Origin of the sequence: Amycolatopsis sp. NBC_01307 (assembly GCF_035975215.1) — a bacterium.
GTDB lineage: Bacteria > Actinomycetota > Actinomycetes > Mycobacteriales > Pseudonocardiaceae > Amycolatopsis.
Genome location: NZ_CP108403.1, coordinates 9,556,481 through 9,574,823, shown reverse-complemented (window position 1 = coordinate 9,574,823; position 18,343 = coordinate 9,556,481). Strand labels below are relative to the sequence as shown.

Sequence of the window (18,343 nt, the reverse complement as noted above, 5' to 3'; positions counted from 1 at the left end):
TTCGCTCGCAAGCTCGCTCACGGCAGGTCGTCCGGGCCGAAGGCGTCCGGCAGCACGTCCGACATCGGCAGGATGCCGCTCGGCGTGTCCACCAGGCAAGCGGAGCCGCCCAGCTCGAACAGGATCTGCCGGCAGCGCCCGCACGGCATCAGCAGGTCACCGGCGCCGCTGCGGCACGCGACGGCGACCAGCTTGCCGCCGCCGGACAGGCGCAGCTGCCCGGCCATCGTGCACTCCGCGCAGAGCCCGAGCCCGTAGGAGGCGTTCTCGACGTTGCAGCCGATGACCACGCGGCCGTCGTCGACGATCCCGGCGACCCCGACGTGCAGGCCCGAATAAGGCGCGTACGCATGGGAAGCCGCTTCGATAGCGCGAGAACGCAGCGCGTCCCAGTCCACTGTAGACACTAGTCCTCACCCCGCCGGTACGGCTGCCCGTCGGCCTTCGGCGGCCGCAGCCGCTGCGAGGCGACGGCGAGCACGATCAGCGTCACGAAGTGCGCGGTGTACGGGATCAGGTCCGACGGCAGCGTGTCGTTGGCCCAGTAGATCAAGTACAGGATCCCGGCGCCGACGACGCCGAGCCCGGCCGCGATCCACTGCTTGCGGAACAGCTGGACGACGACGATCACGGCGACCAGGATCACCGCGCCGTACAGCAGCGCGAGCACCGCTTCACCGCCGCCCGAGAGCTGCAGGCCGTCGGCGTAACCGAACAGCGCCGCGCCGCCGAGGAGGCCGCCCGGGCGCCAGTTGCCGAAGATCATCGCCGCGAGGCCGATGTAACCGCGGCCGTTGGTCTGGTTCTCCAGGTAGTCCGCGCCGCCGCGCAGCAGCACCAGCGACGCGCCGCCCATCCCGGCGAACGCGCCCGAGATCAGCATCGCGACGTACTTGTGCCGGTAGACGTTGACACCGAGGGACTCCGCGGCCACCGGGTTCTCGCCGCACGAGCGCAGCCGCAGGCCGAAGCGCGTGCGCCACAGGACCCAGAAGCTCACCGGCACCAGGATGATCGCGATCATCGTCAGCGGCGCCACCTCGGTGACGAGCCCGCGGAGGATGCCGGCGACGTCGGAGATCCCGACGCGCTGCTCCTTTTCGAGGTCACCGAGCCAGTCGGACAGGCCCGAAGCCGAGTAGGTGTCGAACTTCGGCACCACCGGCGACTGCCGCGGGTTGCCGGAGATCGGCTCGAAGATCAGGTTCGCCAGGTACTTCGTGACGCCGAGGCCCAGCAGGTTGATCGCGACGCCGGAGACGATGTGGTTGACGTTGAACGTCACCGTCGCCACCGCGTGCAGCAGGCCGCCCAGCGCGCCGAACACGAGCGCGGCCAGCAGGCCGACCCACACCCCGCCGTTGTACGAACCCCAGGCGGCGCCCCAGGTCCCGAGGATCATCATGCCCTCGAGCCCGATGTTGACGACGCCGGCGCGTTCGGCCCAGAGGCCGCCGAGCGCGCACAGCAGGATCGGCAGGGCCAGGCGCAACGCCGTCGACGCGGTGTTGGACGACGTCAGCGTCGAGACGCCGGTGGAGTACGACGCCGTCGAGACGACGGCGATGGCGATCACGGCCCAGATGACGCCGCGGAGCCAGCCGGGGACGCGGGGCCGCTTGCGGTGCACCGGCATCGCGCCGGGGCTGCCGGCGTCAGGCCGGGAAACGTCGGTGACGGCCATCAGACGGCACCTCCCCCGGCGACCGAAGTGCTCTTGCCGCTGAGTGCGCGGCCGACTCTTCGTTGTTCGGCGGCCAGGTCGGCGCGCCGCACGATCTCGTACGCCACGACGACCGACAGCACGATGATGCCCTGCATGATCGTCGCGATCTCCTTGGACACGTTGATCTGCTCCAGCGACACCGCGGAGGTGTCCAGGAACGCCCACAGCAGCGCGCCGAGCGCGATGCCGCCGGGGTGGTTGCGGCCCAGCAGCGCGACCGCGATGCCGGTGAAGCCGTACATCTGCGTCGAGGTGATGCCGTAGGTGTAGTCGCGGCCGAGCAGCTCCGGCATGGCGACCAGGCCGGCGACGCCGCCCGAGAGCACCATCGCGATCAGCGTCATCTTCTTGGCGTTGACGCCACCCGCGGCGGCCGCGGTGGTCGACTCGCCGGACGCCTTGAGCTCGAAGCCGAACCGCGTGCGGTTGAGCATGAACCAGTAGGCGGCGCCGATGATCGCCGCGATGATCACGAAGCCGAAGAGCGTGCCCGAGCCGAGCGGGATGCCCGGGATCCGGCCGGACGGCGCGATCTCCCGGGTCCCGATGTTGTTGCCCCGCTGCACGCCGAACTGGTCGGCGTTGATGAGGAAGGCGATGATCCCGCCGACGATCGAGTTCAGCATGATCGTCGCGATCACCTCGCTCACCCCTCGGGTGACCTTGAGGATCGCCGGGACCGCCGCGTACGCCGCACCGGCGACGACCGCGACGATGAGGATGACCAGCGTGTGGATCACCGGCGGCAGGTTCAGCGCGCCGCCGGCGATGGCCGCGACGACCGCGGCGAACCGGTACTGGCCCTCGACGCCGATGTTGAAGAGGTTCATCTGGAAGCCGATGGCCACAGCGAGCCCGGACAGGTAGTACACGGTCGCGAGGTTCGCGGTGTCGACCGCGGTCGAGCCCTTGAACATCTGGCCGATCATCGTGCCGTACGCCTCGAGCGGGTCGGCCCCCGAGATGACCAGCGCGATCGCCGACAGCAGCACGGCGAACGCGATCGCCAGCAGCGGTGGCAGCAGTTTCGTGCGCCAGGAGGTCATTCGTCGTCACCCTCTCCGGCGCCGGTCATCGCCGAGCCCAGTTCCTGCGGCGTCACGGTCGCGGGGTCGGCTTCGCTGACGAGCCGCCCGCGCAGCATGACGCGGATCGTGTCGGACAGGCCGATGAGCTCGTCGAGGTCGGCCGAGATCAGCAGCACGGCGAGGCCGGCGGCGCGGGCCTGGCGGATGTTCTCCCAGATCAGCGCCTGCGCGCCGACGTCGACACCGCGCGTGGGGTGCGAGGCGATGAGCAGCACCGGGTTGCCGGACAGCTCCCGCCCGACGATCAGCTTCTGCTGGTTGCCGCCCGAGAGCGCCGCCGCCGGGACGTCGATCCCCGGCGTGCGGACGTCGTACTCGCGCACGATCCGCTCGGTGTCCGCGCGCGTGCCCGCGATGTCGAGCAACTGTCCTTTGGAGACGGGTTCGCGGGTCTGGTAACCGAGCATCCGGTTGACCCACAACGGTTGCGTGAGCAGCAGGCTGTGCCGCGTGCGGTCCTCGGCGATGTAGCCGATGCCCGCCTCGCGGCGGGCCAGCGTGCCCGCCTTCGTCAGGTCGCGGGCCACGCCCTCGGCGTCGACCAGTTCGATCGTGCCGCCGGATGCCTTGCGCATACCCATGATCGTCTCGACGAGCTCGGTCTGGCCGTTGCCCTCGACACCGGCGACGCCGAGCACCTCGCCCGCGCGCACGGTGAAGGTGATGTCGTCGAGCGCGTTGCGGTCGGAGCCCTCGGCGCCCAGCGTCAGCCCGGTCAGCCGCAGCACGGCCCGGTCGGTGACGGTGGACTCGCGGGTCTCCGGGCTGGGCAGCTCGGAGCCGACCATCATCTCGGCGAGCTGGCGCGAGGTGATGGTCTTGGGGTCGGCCGTGCCGACGGTGGTGCCGCGGCGGATCACCGTGACGGTGTCGGCGATCGCGCGCACCTCGTCGAGCTTGTGCGAGATGAAGAGGAACGTGTAGCCGTCGGCCTTCATCTCCCGGACGGTCGCGAAGAGCGCGTCGACCTCCTGCGGCACGAGCACCGCGGTCGGCTCGTCCAGGATGATGATCTTGGCGCCGCGGTAGAGCACCTTGACGATTTCGACGCGCTGGCGGTCGGCGACGCCGAGCTCCTCCAGCAGCGTTTCCGGCTTCGCGCGCAGGCCGGTCCGCTGCGCGAGCTCCGCCAGCCGGGCGCGGGCGGCGCGGCCGATGCCGTGCAGGCCCTCGGCGCCGAGGAAGACGTTCTCGCCGACTGTGAGGTTGTCGGCGAGCATGAAGTGCTGGTGCACCATGCCGATGCCGGCGCGGATGGCGTCCTGCGGGTTGCGCAGTTTCACCTCGTCGCCGTTGATCGCGATGGTGCCCTCGTCCGGCGGCTGCATGCCGTAAAGGATCTTCATCAGGGTGGACTTGCCGGCGCCGTTCTCACCACAGATGGCGTGCACCTCGCCGGCGGCGACGGTGAGGTTGACGTCGGAGTTGGCCACCACGCCAGGGAAACGTTTGGTGATCCCGGTCAGCTGGACGGCGGGCACGCCCCGGTCGGGGACGGCCGCGGCCGGGGCCTCGGCAGTGCTCATGGGCGGGAGAGTTCCATCTCTGTCAAAACACGTGAGGGCTCGGAGGGGAGAAACCCCTCCGAGCCCTGTCCGCGTTGTCAGTTACTTCTGCGGCTTGTCCGAAACGGTGATCGCGCCCGAGATGATCTGGGCCTTGTACCCGTCCAGGACGTCCTTGATGTCGTCGACCTTGCCACCGGAGGTGGCGTAACCGACGCCGTCGACCTTGAGGTCGAACCGCTTCGGCAGGGTCGTCAGGTCACCCTTGGCGACAGCCTGGATGTAGGAGAACACCGCGACGTCGACGCGCTTGAGCATGGACGTGATGATGACGTCCTTGTCGGCCGCGACGGTCTTCTGGTTGTACTGGTCGGAGTCGACGCCGATGGCCAGCGCGTTGCCCGACTTGGCGGCGTCGAAGACGCCCTTACCGGAGGCGCCGGCGGCGTGGTAGATGACGTCCGCGCCCTTGGCGATCTCGGCCTGCGCCTTCGCGTTGCCCTTCGGCGGGTCCTGGAACCCGGAGAAGTCACCGGCCGGCGTGAGGTACTCGTCCTCGATCTTGATCTTGCTGGAAACGGTCTTCGCGCCCTGCAGGAAGCCGGCCTCGAACTTCTGGATCAGCGGGGTGTTGACACCGCCGACGAAGCCGACGTGGCAGCTCTTGCTCTTGTACGCGGCGGCGACGCCGGCCAGGAACGAGCCCTGCTCCTCGGCGAACACCAGCGGCGTCACGTTGGGGAGCGTGATCGAGTCGTCGTCGACGATCGCGAACTTGGTGTTCGGGTACTTGGCCGCGACGGCCTTGACGGAGTCGGCGTAGGCGAAGCCGACGGCGACGATCGGGTTGAGGCCCTGCGAAGCCATCTGCTCGAGGCGCTGCTGCTTGGCCGACTCGGCCTCGCTGGCGGACGCGGTGCTCTCGTTGACCGTCGTCACGCCCAGGTCGGACTTGGCCTTGTCGGTGCCCGCGGCGGCGGCGTCGTTGAAGGACGCGTCACCCCGGCCGCCGACGTCGAAGGCCAGGCCGATCTTCAGCTGGCTGCCGTCGACCTTGCCGGTGGCGGCGGTGCTGCTGGAGGCGACGGCGGGCGCCGCGGGCGGCTTCTGCGCGGTGACGCAGTCCGAACCGCCCGACGAAGGCGCGGCACTGTTGTTACTGCTGCCACCGCTCGAGTCCTTGGCGCACCCGGCCAGGGTGAGCACCCCGGCCATGGCCACGGCGGCCAGCGCGGTTCCACGCATGCGACGCAACGTGTGTCTCCCTCCCCGCTGATCCAGCGGATGGTCAAGGGCGCGTCCCGGCCCAACTGCCGGGTCGACCGCCAGACCGTACCCAACGGACAGGAAAGCGCCATAGGAAAGGCACGCTACGTAACACAAACGTTTACTCACGAGTCGCACGCGCGACGAGATGTACACCCAACGTGATCACCAGGAGCACCGCGAGTCGCTTTCGGTGGCTTCTCGACACCTTCACGGCGTCCGGGACGGCCAAAATGCCACCGATTGTCACGGAACGTGCCGAAGGTGGGTGCCGGTCGCGTCGGGTTGTCCACACCGTTCGGCGGTTGTGGACAAGACTCTCGGTGCCGGCCGTTTCAGGCCTGGCTGTCGGGGGGCGCCGATAGACTGGACTGGGGACGTCCCCCCGGAGAGGGTGGGGGACGGGGTTCGACCGAAGCGATTCGCGGGGCGCGGGGCGGCGGCGAGAGGCGGCTGGAGGCAGGCCGCTCGGAGCGAGCGCGGCACCCGGCGCTGGGGGCCGCCAGGACGTGGCCAGGCGTCCCCTGGAGCGAGCGTGAGCCGGATGACGATCGCGCGAGCCGGATGACGACCGGGCGAGCCGGATGACGACCGGGCGAGCGCGAACCCGGCACCCGCGCAATCCCCGGCACCCGGCACTCCCCGGGGCGCGTGCGCGAGCGGGGCGTCCTCCGGAACACCGGCGAGCCGGACACCGGCCGGTGCGAGCCCGGCACCCTTACCGCCCGGACGCGTGCGCGAGCGAGGCACCCTCCGGAGCGCTCGTGACCCGGACCGGCCGGAGCGAGCCCGGCACCGCCCGGACGTGTGCGCGAGCGAGTGGTCATCCGGAGCACGCGTGAGCAGGCGCCAGCCGGAGCGAGCCCGGCACTCCAGCGCCCTGCACCCAGCGCCACACCTCGGCACCCGGCACCCGGCACCCGGCACCCGGCACCCGGCACCCGGCACCCGGCACCCGGACGAGGGTCCGCCAGGCGGGCGAACGGCGCGCCACCCGTGCACTCAGCGTCCACAGTGGACCCCCATTGGCTGTGACGGCGCCCACATCGCGACGCGTGCGCCGCAGGTAGAGCCGATACCCGCTGGGGCGCCCCGAAAGCCGTCACCCGTGTGCTCCAGACCACACCTCCGGGTGGCCCTGGCACCACTCCGGTGTCTGGTCCATCACAGAGGGGAACCCGGAGGTGAGCCGTCCGTCCGAGGCGGGTCTAGCATCCTTGGCATCCACGCTCGATGACCCTTGATCTCGGCATTGCCGCCGTAGTTCGTCCCCAGTGGACCAGCGACGATCAGTGCGGACCTCACCGGTCACCCGGGCACAAGTCAGACGTTGGAGGCCGTTCACCGATGTCCACCACGGCGAGCACTGCCACTGAGGCAGGGGCGAGCGATCGGGCGGGTGCCTCACGCCGGCAGGGGACCTTCTACCGGGGCGACCCCGGCATGTGGTCCTGGGTGCTGCACCGCATCACCGGCGTGCTCACATTCTTCTTCCTGTTCGTGCACGTGCTCGACACCGCGCTGGTGCGCGTGTCGCCGAACACGTACGACCAGGTCATCGAGACGTACAAGACCCCGATCGTCAACCTCCTCGAGGTGGGCCTGGTCGGCGCGGTGCTGTTCCACGCGCTCAACGGCATCCGCGTCATGCTCGTCGACTTCTGGTCGAAGGGTCCGAAGCTGCAGAAGGCGATGCTGTGGGTGATCGGCGTGGTCTGGGTCGTCGTGATGGTCCCCGGTGCGTTCTTCATGCTGAAGCGCACCGTCGAAACGCTCTTCGGGGGTAACTGACATGGCCGACCTCGCCCTCGCGAACCCCCGCGCGCCGAAGCGTCCCGCCGCCCGCCGCAGCAACTTCGAGCTCTACAGCTGGCTGTTCATGCGGATCTCCGGCCTGGCGTTGATCATCCTGGTGCTCGGCCACCTGCTGATCATGAACATCCTCGACGGCGGTGTGCACCGGATCAACTGGGGCTTCGTCGCCGGCCGCTGGGCGTCCCCGTTCTGGCAGTTCTGGGACCTGGCGATGCTCTGGCTCGCCGAGATCCACGGCGGCAACGGGCTGCGCACCATCATCGACGACTACGCCCGCAAGGACAGCACGCGGTTCTGGCTGAAGATCCTGCTGTACGTGTCCATGGTCCTGATCCTGGCCGTCGGCACCATGGTGATCTTCACGTTCGACCCGAACATGCCCGCGAACTGAAGCCCGGAGAGCTCCCACCATGCAGTTCCACAAGTACGACGTGGTGATCGTCGGCGCCGGCGGCGCCGGGATGCGCGCGGCCATCGAGTCCGGCCAGCGCACCCGTACGGCGGTCCTCACCAAGCTCTACCCGACCCGGTCCCACACCGGCGCGGCCCAGGGCGGCATGTGCGCCGCGCTGGCGAACGTCGAAGAGGACAACTGGGAGTGGCACACATTCGACACGATCAAGGGCGGCGACTACCTGGTCGACCAGGACGCCGCGGAGATCATGGCGAAGGAGGCCATCGACGCGGTCCTCGACCTCGAGAAGATGGGCCTGCCGTTCAACCGCACGCCCGAGGGCAAGATCGACCAGCGGCGTTTCGGCGGGCACACCCGTGACCACGGCAAGGCCGCGGTCCGCCGCGCCTGCTACGCCGCGGACCGCACCGGCCACATGATCCTGCAGACGCTTTACCAAAACTGCGTCAAGTACGGCACGGAGTTCTTCAACGAGTTCTACGTGCTCGACCTCGTCACCAGCCCGGACGAGGAAGGCAACCCGGTCGCGTCCGGCGTCGTCGCCTACGAGCTGGCCACCGGCGAGCTGCACGTCTTCCAGGCGAAGTCGATCGTGATGGCCACCGGCGGCGCGGGCAAGATCTTCAAGACGACGTCGAACGCGCACACCCTCACCGGTGACGGCCTCGGCATCATCTTCCGCAAGGGCCTGCCGCTGGAGGACATGGAGTTCTTCCAGTTCCACCCGACCGGCCTCGCGGGCCTGGGCATCCTGATCTCCGAGGCCGTCCGCGGCGAGGGCGGGATCCTGCGCAACGCCGACGGCGAGCGGTTCATGGAGCGCTACGCCCCCACCATCAAGGACCTCGCGCCGCGCGACATCGTGGCGCGCTCGATGGTGCAGGAAGTGCTGCAGGGCCGCGGGTGCGGGCCGAACAAGGACTACGTCGTCCTGGACGTCACGCACATCCCCGAGGAGACGCTGAACGCGAAGCTCCCGGACATCATGGAGTTCTCCCGGACCTACCTGGGCGTCGACCCGGTCAAGGAGCCGGTGCCGGTGTTCCCGACCTGCCACTACGTGATGGGCGGCATCCCGACCAACATCCACGGCGAAGCGCTGCGGGACAACGAGAACGTCATCCCCGGCCTGTACGCCGCGGGCGAGGTCGCGTGCGTGTCCGTGCACGGCTCGAACCGCCTGGGCACGAACTCGCTGCTGGATATCAACGTGTTCGGCCGGCGCGCCGGCATCGCGGCCGCGGAGTACGCGCTGGCGCACGAGCACGTCGAGCTGCCGGAGAACCCGACCACGATGGTCGAGGAACAGCTGGCGGGCCTGCTGTCGGAGCACGGCGACGAGCGCGTCGCCGACATCCGCAAGGAAATGCAGCAGACGATGGACTCGCACGCGTCGGTGTACCGGACCGAGGACACGCTGAAGCAGGCGCTGACCGACATCCAGGCGCTGAAGGCGCGGTACGAGCGGATCACCGTGTCGGACAAGGGCAAGCGGTACAACACCGACCTGCTCGAGGCCGTCGAGCTGGGCTTCCTGCTGGAGCTGGCCGAGGTGCTGATCGTCGGCGCGATCGCGCGCAAGGAGTCCCGCGGCGGCCACGCCCGCGAGGACTACCCGACCCGCGACGACACGAACTTCATGCGGCACACCATGGCGTACAAGCAGGGTTCCGATCTTGCTTCCGACATCCGGCTCGACTACAAGCCGGTTACCTTCACCCGCTACGAACCGATGGAGCGGAAGTACTGATGACTGCCATTGCCGAAGCTCCTTCGTCTTCCGCGTCCGACGAGCACACCCCGATCACGGTCACGCTGAAGATCCTGCGGTTCAACCCGGAGGTCGACACCGAGCCGCACTGGGAGTCGTACGAGGTCCCGGCGCAGCGCACCGACCGCTTGCTGAACCTGCTGTTCCACGTCAAGGACTACATCGACGGCACGTTCTCGTTCCGCCGCTCGTGCGCCCACGGCGTGTGTGGTTCGGACGCGATGCAGATCAACGGCATCAACCGGCTGGCCTGCAAGGTCCTGATGAAGGACCTGCTGGCCAAGGACGGCAAGCCGACGACGATCACGATCGCCCCGATCAAGGGCCTGACGACGTTGAAGGACCTGTACGTCGACATGGACCCGTTCTTCGAGGCGTACCGCGCGATCAAGCCGTACTTGATCACGTACGGCAACGAGCCGACGCGCGAGCGCATCCAGTCCCAGGCGGACCGCGACCGCTTCGACGACACGACGAAGTGCATCCTGTGCGCGTGCTGCACATCGTCGTGCCCGGTGTACTGGAACGACGGGTCGTACTTCGGCCCTGCGGCGATCGTCAACGCCCACCGCTTCATCTTCGACTCCCGGGACGAAGGGGCGGAGGAGCGCTTGGACATCCTGAACGACGGCGAGGGTGTGTGGCGCTGCCGCACAACGTTCAACTGCACGGACGCCTGCCCCCGAGGCATCCAGGTGACAAAGGCGATCCAGGAAGTAAAGCGAGCCCTGCTCTTCAAGCGCGTCTAGGTTAAGCGCAACACTGAAGGGCCCTCCGGCGACTACGTCGGAGGGCCCTTCAGTTTGTGCACCGAATGCACTATTGGGCGACGGTGTGCAGTTAGGCTAGCCTGGCGAGTTACCGGAAACGAGGCCCCTAAGGCGTGGCCCGACTACAGGAAGCGAGCGCAATGGGTGCTGCTTCAGACCTCCGCAGGCTCGTTGCCCGCAGACTCGTACCGCTGGTCGCAGATCTCGAAGAATACGTCTTCCGGCACGGCTATTTTCGCGCCTTGGCGAGCACTTTGGCGTCACTCGGAACTGTTGGACTGGTCGGCCAGATACTCGGGCTGACCTGGCTGCGAATCACCTTCGCAACCCTGGCAGCAGCCTTGTTCGTACTGGTCAGCGCGATATCGTTCGCCGGAACGCAACGCCTGCGTGGCAAGGTGAAGCACATCGAACAGCTCCTGCACACCTACGCCGACCAAATGCACTCCACCTCTCCGCTTTCGGTGCGAGAATGGCGGCAAGAGGTGATCATCGAGGAGAACGGCGACGCCCGCTGCCGACGCGAACTGGTGCTCGACGCGGCTTCCAACGGAACTCTCCGGTACGTGTCGGTCAACCTCGTCTACTACGGCAGTACACGCCTGACGAACCGCGACCGGCGCAAGGTGAGGTGCGAAGCGTTCCACGCCGGCGAGGAAGACGTCGATGAGCGGACCCGGGCCAACGCCACGTCCGTCTGGACGTTCTCCCGAGACGGGAAACCCAAGCTGGACATCTACATCCACCTCGGCTCGGAGGTCCAGGCGGGCGATCTGATCACCGTCGAGTGGGACTGGCCGGGCTATTCGGCCGACTTGATGAACGGCACCAGTCCCGAGACCTTCGACGTCCTGTTCAACAAGTCGATCGGGAGCTTCGAGCACCGGGTGATCTTCCGGAACGTCCGCTTCCCGAACGCGTTCAAGGTGCGCAACCAGGGCGCGCAGAACCTTCAGCGATTCCGCCGTGGTCAGGACACGGTCGTCGAGTTCTCGGCGCAAGAGCCCACCATGAACCAGCGGATGGGCTTCATCGCCGACTACTCGCAGAGCTGAAATGAGAAAGCCCGGAGCCAGAAGCGCTCCGGGCGAAGGGTCGGACTGATCGAAGGATCAGTTGCCGCCCGTCTCGGAGCCGCCTGACATGAAGATCCGTTCCTGAGCCCTTGAGGACAAGTGGCTCATTGCTTGGGGCCATTGGTCCGGTCAGGCTACACCTGGTGGCCGTTGAAGTCTCTTGTGTAGTGCGGGAACTACACCCGGTCAAGTGAACGATCAGCGGACTGGTCCGAGCAAGTGAAAAGGCCTCCCGGCGTGAGCAGGGAGGCCTTTTCGTTCGCCTGTTAGCGGACTGCGTCCAGGGCGTTTACCTGGCCGTGGCCGTAGTAGGAGTTGTCGCGCGCGGGGCCGGAGCAGGTTGCTTCGGCTGTTGGGCACGCCACCGGGTCTGCCTCGCCCGTCAGGAACCGGGACAGCAGCTGCGGTGGGATGCCCCGGAACCGGGACGCCAGCAGCGCCGCGACGCCCGCCGCGTGTGGGGACGCCATCGAGGTGCCGCACTTCGAGCCGTACTGGCCGCCGAAGACCGTTGATGACAGCGGGCACGCCGGGCCGGCGCCGGTGGGCGGGGTCTGCGAGAAGTCGCCACCCGGAGCCGTTACGTCGATCTCGCCGTAGTTGCTGAAGGACGACTTCGTGCCCGCGTAGCCCACCGAGGACACCGTCACCACTCCGTCGATCGCCTTGGGCAGGATGCCGCACGACGAATCCACCGGGTGGGGGCGGTTCGGGTCCGTTGTCTGCGTTGTCGTGTCGAAGCCCGAGTTGCCCGCCGCCGAGATGTTCAGGACTCCGTGGTGCGTCGAGTAGGTGATCGCGCGGCGGACCGCTTCGTACGCCGCCGCGTCGCCCGGCTCGCGGGAGCAGAAGAACATGCCCGGGTCGATGTAGTAGCTGTTGTTCGTCACCGGGAAGCCGTGCTTCGCCGCCCAGACGAAGCCGCAGACCGCGGACTCCGGGAAGATGTAGCCGTCGTCGTTGACGACCTTCACCGACGCCAGACGAACACCCGGCGCGATGCCCGTGAAGCCCGCCGCCGGGTCCTTGCCCGCGATCGTGCCCGCGACGTGCGTTCCGTGGTCGGACGTCGTCGGCGCCCACGACGCCGGCGTCAGGTCCGGCGCGCCCGTGATGCAGCCCGCCGACTCCGACGGCGAGATCGCGGCCTTGAGAGCCGGGTGCGTGGCGTCGATGCCCGAGTCCAGGACGCCGACCGTCACCGCGCGGCTGCCCTGGTACTTCTTGTTCGCCTCCGGCGCGTGGATCGCCTTCATGTCCCACTGCTGCGCCGACAGGTCACCCGCGGCGGCCACCGACTGGGTGTCCTCCAGCGTCCGGACCGCGCCGAGAGACGACCGGGCCGCACCGGCGGAAGCGACGTCCTTGCCGCCCGAGTACGCCCGGTAGACGCCGATCTTCTGCTGGAAGTCCGCGTTGCGCGAGCTGGCGATCGCGACGCCGATCTCGCCGTAGTACGCCACCTTCGTGCCGCACTTCGCGGCCAGCTCCTTGTCGACGGCCGACGCGCGGGTGCCCGGCTGGTAGGTCACGACGTACGTGTAGGCCGTGCTCGTGGTGTCGCAGGCGACCGGGGCGGCCTCGGCGGCCGGCGCGGCGGCCAGCAGGCCACCCCCGACGACCAGCGCCAGCGGAGCCGCCATTCGGCGTAAACGGGACATTCCACCTCCATGTTCGGTGGCGTCAACCTAAACCGAGGGGCAACCGGGCGCCACCGACCAAAGTCAGGAGGCGACAGTCAGGAAGCGACGCGAGCCGCGCGCACGCCGCGCCAGCCCAGCACCCCGATGAGCGTGCCCAGCACGAACGACACGACCGTCAGCACGGCGTGCACGACGAAGTACGCGGTCGGCGAGCCGTCCGGCGTCCAGGACTGGTCGCTCGCCCACAGGTTCTTGGCGAAGGTGATCCAGATGATCCACGACCACACGCCGAAGGCCAGCAGGAACAGCGAGGTGCGCTTGGAAATCCGCATGCCCCTGAGTATGCGCGGGCCGCGGCGACGCTAGATTGCGTGGGTGCACTCCGTCGCCTCCCGGTCGCTCAAGGTCTTCACGACGACGCTCACCGCCGGTCTCCTGGCCATGGGCACGCCGGTCCTCGCGGCCGCCGCGCCGCCGCAAGGAGCGCAGTGCGCGAACCACCAAGCGCCGCCGCCCGCGGTCGACACGTCGGAGCGGCCCGCGCCCGGCCGGGCGGCGCCCGCGGCGCTGCCGGTGCCCAGCGTGCCCGTCGGCGGCCCGCGGCTGGCCGAGTGCGGCCTCGTCACCCCGGACGGCGCGCTCAACCCGCCGGACGGCAACACCGCCGCGTCCTGGGTGCTGCAGGACCTCGACACCGGCGCGATCATCGCGGCGAAGGACCCGCACGCCCGGCAGCGGCCGGCGTCGCTGATCAAGACGCTGCTCGCGCTCGTCGTCGTCACCCAGCTCAAGCCCGAGCAGGTGCTCGTCGCGACGAAGGAGGACGCCGAGCAGGAGTGCACCTGCGTCGGCATCGTCGCCGGCGGCGGCTACACCGTCGACCAGCTGCTCCACGGCCTGCTGATGCACTCGGGCAACGACGTCGCGCACGCGTTCGCCACGGCGCTCGGCGGGGTCGACTCCACCGTCACGAAGATGAACGCGATGGCCGTCCGCATCGGCGCCCTCGACACCCGCGCCGCGACGCCGTCGGGGCTCGACGGGCCGGGCATGTCGACCTCGGCCTACGACCTGAGCCTGATCTTCCACTACGCGATGAAGCAGCCGGAGTTCGCGAAGGCCGTCGCGACGAAGGACTTCGAGATCCCGCCGGCCGGCGGGAAGCCGGCCATCCCGGTGTACAACGACAACAAGCTGCTCGGCGTCTATCCGGGCTTCCTCGGCGGCAAGACCGGGTTCACCGACGACGCCCGCCACACCTACGTCGGCGCGGCGCAGCACCAGAGCAAGCGGCTCGCCGTCGTCATGCTGCGCGCCGAGCAGAAGCCGACCAAGGTCGTCGACCAGGCGGGCAAGCTGCTCGACTACGGCTTCGCGCTGGAGGCCGACCACGCCGAGCCGGTCGGCCGGATCACCTACCAGCCGCCCGCGACGCCCGAGAGCGGCGAGCCGTCGATCCTGCCCGACGGCAGCACCGCGACCAACAGCGGGACGTCCACTTCGGCGGCCGCCAAGGACGACCCGTTCGGCGTCACCGGCTGGATCATCACGCTGGTGGTGTTCCTGATCATCGTCGGCGCGTTCGTGGTCGGGCACCAGCGCAAGAAGGCCGCGGGCAGCTAGCGGAACGCGGGCCCGGGCTCCGGGGTCACCTTGTCGGTGGCGATCGCGCCGCCGCAGTGCCCGCAGGCGACGTACGTCTCGGTGATCTCGCCGCAGTCGTTGTGCCGCAACAGAATCGGCGGCCCATCCGGCCCGGCGAGGTGCTTGTCGCCCCACTGCATGAGCGTGACGACGGCGCCGAAGAGGTCACGGCCGGCCTGCGTCAGGTGGTACTCGGGCCGGTCCGGAACTTCCTCGACGCGCTCCAGCACACCCGCCTCGGCCAGCGTCTTGAGCCGCGCGGACAACGTCGGCCGCGGGATGGACAGGTTGCGCGCGAACTCGCCGTAGCGCCGGACGCCGAAGAACGACTCGCGCAGGATGAGCAGGCTCCACCGCTCCCCGACCAGGTCGAGCGCCCGGCCGACCGAGTCCGCCGTGAACCGGTGCCGGAGATCGGTCACAGCGCCAGCACCAGCTTGCCGGTGTTCTCGCCGCGGAACAGTTTGAGCAGCGTCTCGGGGAACTTCGAGATCCCGCCCGTGACGACGTCTTCGCGCGTCTTCAGCTTGCCCTCGCGCACCCAACCCGCCAGCGCTTCTATCGCCTCGGGGTACCGGTCGGCGTAGTCGGAGAAGACGAAGCCGGTCATGGACGCGCGCTGCACCAGCAGCTGCATGTAGTTGGCCGGGCCGCGCGGGCCTTCGGTGCTGTTGTACTGCGAAACCGCGCCGCTCAGCACGATCCGGGCGCCGCGCGCGAGCCGGGCGAGGGCCGCTTCGAGGACGGCGCCACCGACGTTGTCGAAGAAGACGTCGATCCCGTCGGGCGCGTGCTCCTTCAGGTCCGCGCGGAGGTTCCCGGCGCGGTGGTCGACGGCGGCGTCGAAGCCGTACTCCTCGACCAGCGTGCGGCACTTGTCCGGGCCACCCGCGATGCCGACGACGCGGCAGCCGTGGATCTTCGCCAGCTGGCCGGTGACGATGCCGACCGACCCGGCCGCCGCCGACACCACGACGGTCTGGCCCGGCTCCGGGCGGCCGACGTCGAAGAGCCCGAAGTACGCGGTGATGCCGCTGATCCCGAGCGTCCCGAGGAACGTCGGCGCCGGAGCGAGGGACGTGTCGACGACCTGGACGCCCTGGCCGTCCGAGACGGCGAAGTTCTGCACGCCGAACGTGCCGAACACGCTCTGCCCGGGCTTGAACCCGGCGTGGTTCGACTCGACGACCGTGCCGATCCCGGCGGCGCGCATGACCTCGCCGATCCCGACCGGCGGCACGTACGAGCGGCCCGGGTTCATCCAGGTGCGCATGGCCGGGTCGAGCGACAGGTACTGGACCTCGACGAGGAACCGGCCGTCACCGGGCGACGGGACGGCGTCCTCGGTGTACTGCCAGTCGTCGTCCTTCGGCAGGCCGGACGGCCGGGCGGCGAGGCGGTACTGGGCGTTGACGGGCACGGGGCTCCTCAGAACTGTTCGGTGCGGGCCGGCACGCCCAGCAGCAGCTTGCCGGACAGCTCGAAGCTGGCCGGGTTGACCTGGAAGTGCGCGGTGGCCGTGTGCGCGTCGCGGAACCGGCGTTGCAGCGGTGACGTCTCGTAGATCGCCGCGCCGCCGGCGAGGTCGTACATGCTGTCGGCGACCTTCGCGGCCGTGCGCGTGGTGTGCGTCGCGGCGAGTCTCAAACCGAGCTTGAGCCGGTCCGGGACCGGGTCGGTGCCCTGCGCGGCCTGCCAGGCGTCGTCGATGCTGGTGTAGAACAACAATCGCGCCGCGCGCAGGGCGGCTTCCGCCTCCGCGACGGCGGCCTGGGTCTGCGACCGCTCGGCCAGCGACCGGCTGGAGCCGAGCGGCTTGCGCGTCGAAGCCAGCTCGATCAGGTCGTCGATCGCGCCGCGCGCGTTGCCCAGCGCGGCCGCGGCGACGGACAGCGCGAAGAAGCCGAAGAGCGGGAACCGGTGCAGCGCAACGGCTTCCTCGGGCGGGCCGCCCAGCACCGAGAAGACGCGGTGCTCCGGGACGAACAGGTCGTCGGCCACGCAGTCGTGGCTGCCGGTGCCGCGCAAGCCGTTGGTGTGCCAGGTGTCGAGCACTTCAATCCCGTCCTTCGGCAACGCGGCGACGTACAACGCGCTCTCGTGCACGAACCCGGCGAAAAGCCAGTCGCAGTGCGGGATTCCGCTGCAGAACGGCCAGCGGCCGGAGACGACGTACCCGCCGTCGACTCTTCGGCCGGTCCCGCGCGGCGCCCAGACGCCCGCGGCGACCGTCCGGGGGTCGCCGAAGACCTCCTCGGCGCACTTCCGCGGCGCGTAGGCCGAGAGCAGGCTGCTCGTCACGGCGATCGAGACGCACCAGCCGGCCGACGCGTCACCGCGCGCGACCGTCTCCGCCGTCTCCAGGCTGACGGCGGGCGGCGCTTCGGGGCCGCCGAGGTAACCGGGGACGCCGCTGCGCAGGAGCCCGCCGTCGGTCAGCTTCGCGACCAGCTCGGCGGGCAGCGCGCGCTGCCGCTCGGTGACCGGCGCGAGCGTCTTGGCGAGCGCGGCGCACTCGCGAGCGGCGTCCAGCATGAAACCTCCGGTTCAGAATTCTTACCGGTTCAGTTTCTTTACCGCACGGGTCGCTGTCAAGACTTGCGACGGCCGCCCAGCCACGCGAGCAGCGCCCCGGCGCCGAACGCTCCCGCGACGGTGCCGAGCCCCGGCCCGCGCTGCACGGTGACGCTCTGCTCGAGCCGCACCGGCGCCGGCGGCTGGACGATCTTGTGCTGGTTCTCCTTCGCCGTCGCCGTCCACGCCGTGATGAGCAGGAGGAAGCGCGAGACGAGGTTCGCGAACACGAGCAGCCCGATGACCGGCCCGAACAGCGCGGCCGACGGCGACTTCGTGACGCTCGCCAGGTAGATCGAGCCGACCTGCTGCAGGATGACGAACCCGATGGCGGCGACCACGGCGCCCTTGACGGCGCTGCGCAGCGCGACCTGCTCACGCGGCAGCCGCGCGATCACCCAGAGGAACACGAGGGTGTTGGCGGCCAGGCCGAGCACGATCGTCGCGGCCCGCAGCAGGTAGATCGCCCAGGTCTGGTGTTCGAGCCCGACGAGGTCGAGCAGGAACTGCCCGACACCGCCGCCGACGGCGGTCAGCGCGAACGAGACGATGAGCGCGACCCCGAGGCCGATGAGCGCGACCAGGTCCTTGAGCGTCTGCTTGACGACCGGCTGCGACTGCTTCTCCTGGCCCCACTGCGCGGTGAGCGCGTCGCGCAGGTTCGACATCCAGCCGATGCCGGAGTAGAGGGCGATGAGCAGGCCGAAGATCCCGATCCCGCCGCCGGAGTCCAGCGCGCCCTTGACGATGCCGTTGACGAGCTCCTTGAGGCCGTCCGGCACGGAGCTGTTGATGCCGTCGGTGATCTTCGTGATGATCGTCTGGTCGTGGTTGACGACCAGCCCGACCACGGCGAACGCCACCATGAACAGCGGGAACACCGACAGGACGCTGAAGTAGGTGATGGCGGCCGCGTAGTGGTTGCCGTACCGCTCGCTGAAGGCCTCGTTCGCCCGGATCAGGTGATCGAGCCACGGGTACTTCCGCCGCAGCCGCGGCAGGAGCTTTTCCTTCGTTTCTTCGTTCGCCACCGTGAAACGCTAACCACGC

Annotated in this window: 17 protein-coding genes; 6 read left to right on the top strand and 11 right to left on the bottom strand. The window is 69.2% G+C overall.

Annotated features, from left to right (window positions below):
* Nucleotides 1-17: 17 nt before the first annotated feature.
* From OG439_RS43055 to OG439_RS43035, 5 genes are all read right to left on the bottom strand, one after another.
* A complete protein-coding gene (locus OG439_RS43055; RefSeq protein ID WP_247060762.1) occupies nt 18-407 on the bottom strand; it encodes a cytidine deaminase in 390 nt (129 codons plus the stop codon).
* Nucleotides 407-1,684 (bottom strand): ABC transporter permease, encoded by a 1,278-nt coding sequence (locus OG439_RS43050; protein WP_442792255.1) that lies wholly within the window; start codon nt 1,682-1,684, stop codon nt 407-409. Before OG439_RS43050 ends, OG439_RS43055 begins: the two co-directional genes overlap by 1 nt.
* The gene (locus tag OG439_RS43045) at nt 1,684-2,772 is read right to left on the bottom strand and encodes an ABC transporter permease (RefSeq protein ID WP_326946131.1); all 1,089 of its coding nucleotides are present in this window, start codon (nt 2,770-2,772) and stop codon (nt 1,684-1,686) included. Before OG439_RS43045 ends, OG439_RS43050 begins: the two co-directional genes overlap by 1 nt.
* Nucleotides 2,769-4,340 (bottom strand): ABC transporter ATP-binding protein, encoded by a 1,572-nt coding sequence (locus tag OG439_RS43040; protein ID WP_326946130.1) that lies wholly within the window; start codon nt 4,338-4,340, stop codon nt 2,769-2,771. The genes OG439_RS43045 and OG439_RS43040 overlap by 4 nt, the downstream gene beginning before the upstream one ends.
* An 81-nt stretch (nt 4,341-4,421) precedes the next feature.
* On the bottom strand, nt 4,422-5,564 hold the full coding sequence (locus OG439_RS43035) for a BMP family lipoprotein (protein ID WP_247060759.1): 1,143 nt from the start codon (nt 5,562-5,564) through the stop codon (nt 4,422-4,424).
* 1,368 nt (nt 5,565-6,932) lie between these two features.
* Here OG439_RS43035 and sdhC point away from each other — a divergent pair.
* From sdhC to OG439_RS43010, 5 genes are all read left to right on the top strand, one after another.
* Nucleotides 6,933-7,376: a succinate dehydrogenase, cytochrome b556 subunit gene (sdhC, locus tag OG439_RS43030; protein ID WP_086861784.1), complete on the top strand. Its 444-nt coding sequence runs from the start codon at nt 6,933-6,935 to the stop codon at nt 7,374-7,376.
* A 1-nt stretch (nt 7,377) separates the two neighbouring features.
* Entirely contained in the window at nt 7,378-7,791 is a 414-nt protein-coding gene (locus tag OG439_RS43025) for a succinate dehydrogenase hydrophobic membrane anchor subunit (protein WP_247060758.1), read from the top strand.
* A 19-nt stretch (nt 7,792-7,810) separates the two neighbouring features.
* Nucleotides 7,811-9,565: a succinate dehydrogenase flavoprotein subunit gene (sdhA, locus tag OG439_RS43020; protein WP_326946129.1), complete on the top strand. Its 1,755-nt coding sequence runs from the start codon at nt 7,811-7,813 to the stop codon at nt 9,563-9,565.
* Nucleotides 9,565-10,335, top strand: coding sequence for a succinate dehydrogenase iron-sulfur subunit (locus OG439_RS43015; RefSeq protein WP_247060754.1), 771 nt, complete (start codon nt 9,565-9,567; stop codon nt 10,333-10,335). Before sdhA ends, OG439_RS43015 begins: the two co-directional genes overlap by 1 nt.
* 161 nt (nt 10,336-10,496) lie before the next feature.
* A complete protein-coding gene (locus OG439_RS43010) occupies nt 10,497-11,411 on the top strand; it encodes a hypothetical protein (protein WP_326946128.1) in 915 nt (304 codons plus the stop codon).
* 287 nt (nt 11,412-11,698) lie between these two features.
* Here the strand turns inward: OG439_RS43010 and OG439_RS43005 are convergent, their stop codons facing one another.
* Together OG439_RS43005 and OG439_RS43000 are read right to left on the bottom strand one after the other, a co-directional pair.
* A complete protein-coding gene (locus OG439_RS43005) occupies nt 11,699-13,093 on the bottom strand; it encodes a S8 family peptidase (RefSeq protein ID WP_326946127.1) in 1,395 nt (464 codons plus the stop codon).
* 77 nt (nt 13,094-13,170) lie between these two features.
* Nucleotides 13,171-13,407, bottom strand: a complete 237-nt coding sequence (locus OG439_RS43000) for an SCO4848 family membrane protein (RefSeq protein ID WP_247060748.1) — start codon at nt 13,405-13,407, stop codon at nt 13,171-13,173.
* Nucleotides 13,408-13,450: 43 nt separating this feature from the next.
* Here OG439_RS43000 and OG439_RS42995 point away from each other — a divergent pair, with 43 nt between their 5' ends.
* Complete coding sequence (locus OG439_RS42995; RefSeq protein ID WP_326946126.1) at nt 13,451-14,698, top strand: D-alanyl-D-alanine carboxypeptidase family protein; 1,248 nt, start codon at nt 13,451-13,453, stop codon at nt 14,696-14,698.
* Here the strand turns inward: OG439_RS42995 and OG439_RS42990 are convergent.
* Genes OG439_RS42990 through yhjD form a run of 4 tightly spaced genes read right to left on the bottom strand, consistent with a single transcriptional unit; the run spans nt 14,695 to nt 18,324 of the window.
* On the bottom strand, nt 14,695-15,141 hold the full coding sequence (locus OG439_RS42990; RefSeq protein ID WP_247060745.1) for a winged helix-turn-helix transcriptional regulator: 447 nt from the start codon (nt 15,139-15,141) through the stop codon (nt 14,695-14,697). The two genes, OG439_RS42995 and OG439_RS42990, sit on opposite strands and share 4 nt — an antisense overlap.
* On the bottom strand, nt 15,138-16,139 hold the full coding sequence (locus OG439_RS42985; RefSeq protein ID WP_326946125.1) for an NADP-dependent oxidoreductase: 1,002 nt from the start codon (nt 16,137-16,139) through the stop codon (nt 15,138-15,140). The genes OG439_RS42990 and OG439_RS42985 overlap by 4 nt, the downstream gene beginning before the upstream one ends.
* Nucleotides 16,140-16,147: 8 nt before the next feature.
* Nucleotides 16,148-17,254: an acyl-CoA dehydrogenase family protein gene (locus tag OG439_RS42980; protein WP_326946124.1), complete on the bottom strand. Its 1,107-nt coding sequence runs from the start codon at nt 17,252-17,254 to the stop codon at nt 16,148-16,150.
* A 56-nt stretch (nt 17,255-17,310) separates the two neighbouring features.
* Nucleotides 17,311-18,324: an inner membrane protein YhjD gene (gene yhjD / locus OG439_RS42975; RefSeq protein WP_326946123.1), complete on the bottom strand. Its 1,014-nt coding sequence runs from the start codon at nt 18,322-18,324 to the stop codon at nt 17,311-17,313.
* Nucleotides 18,325-18,343 lie beyond the last annotated feature (19 nt).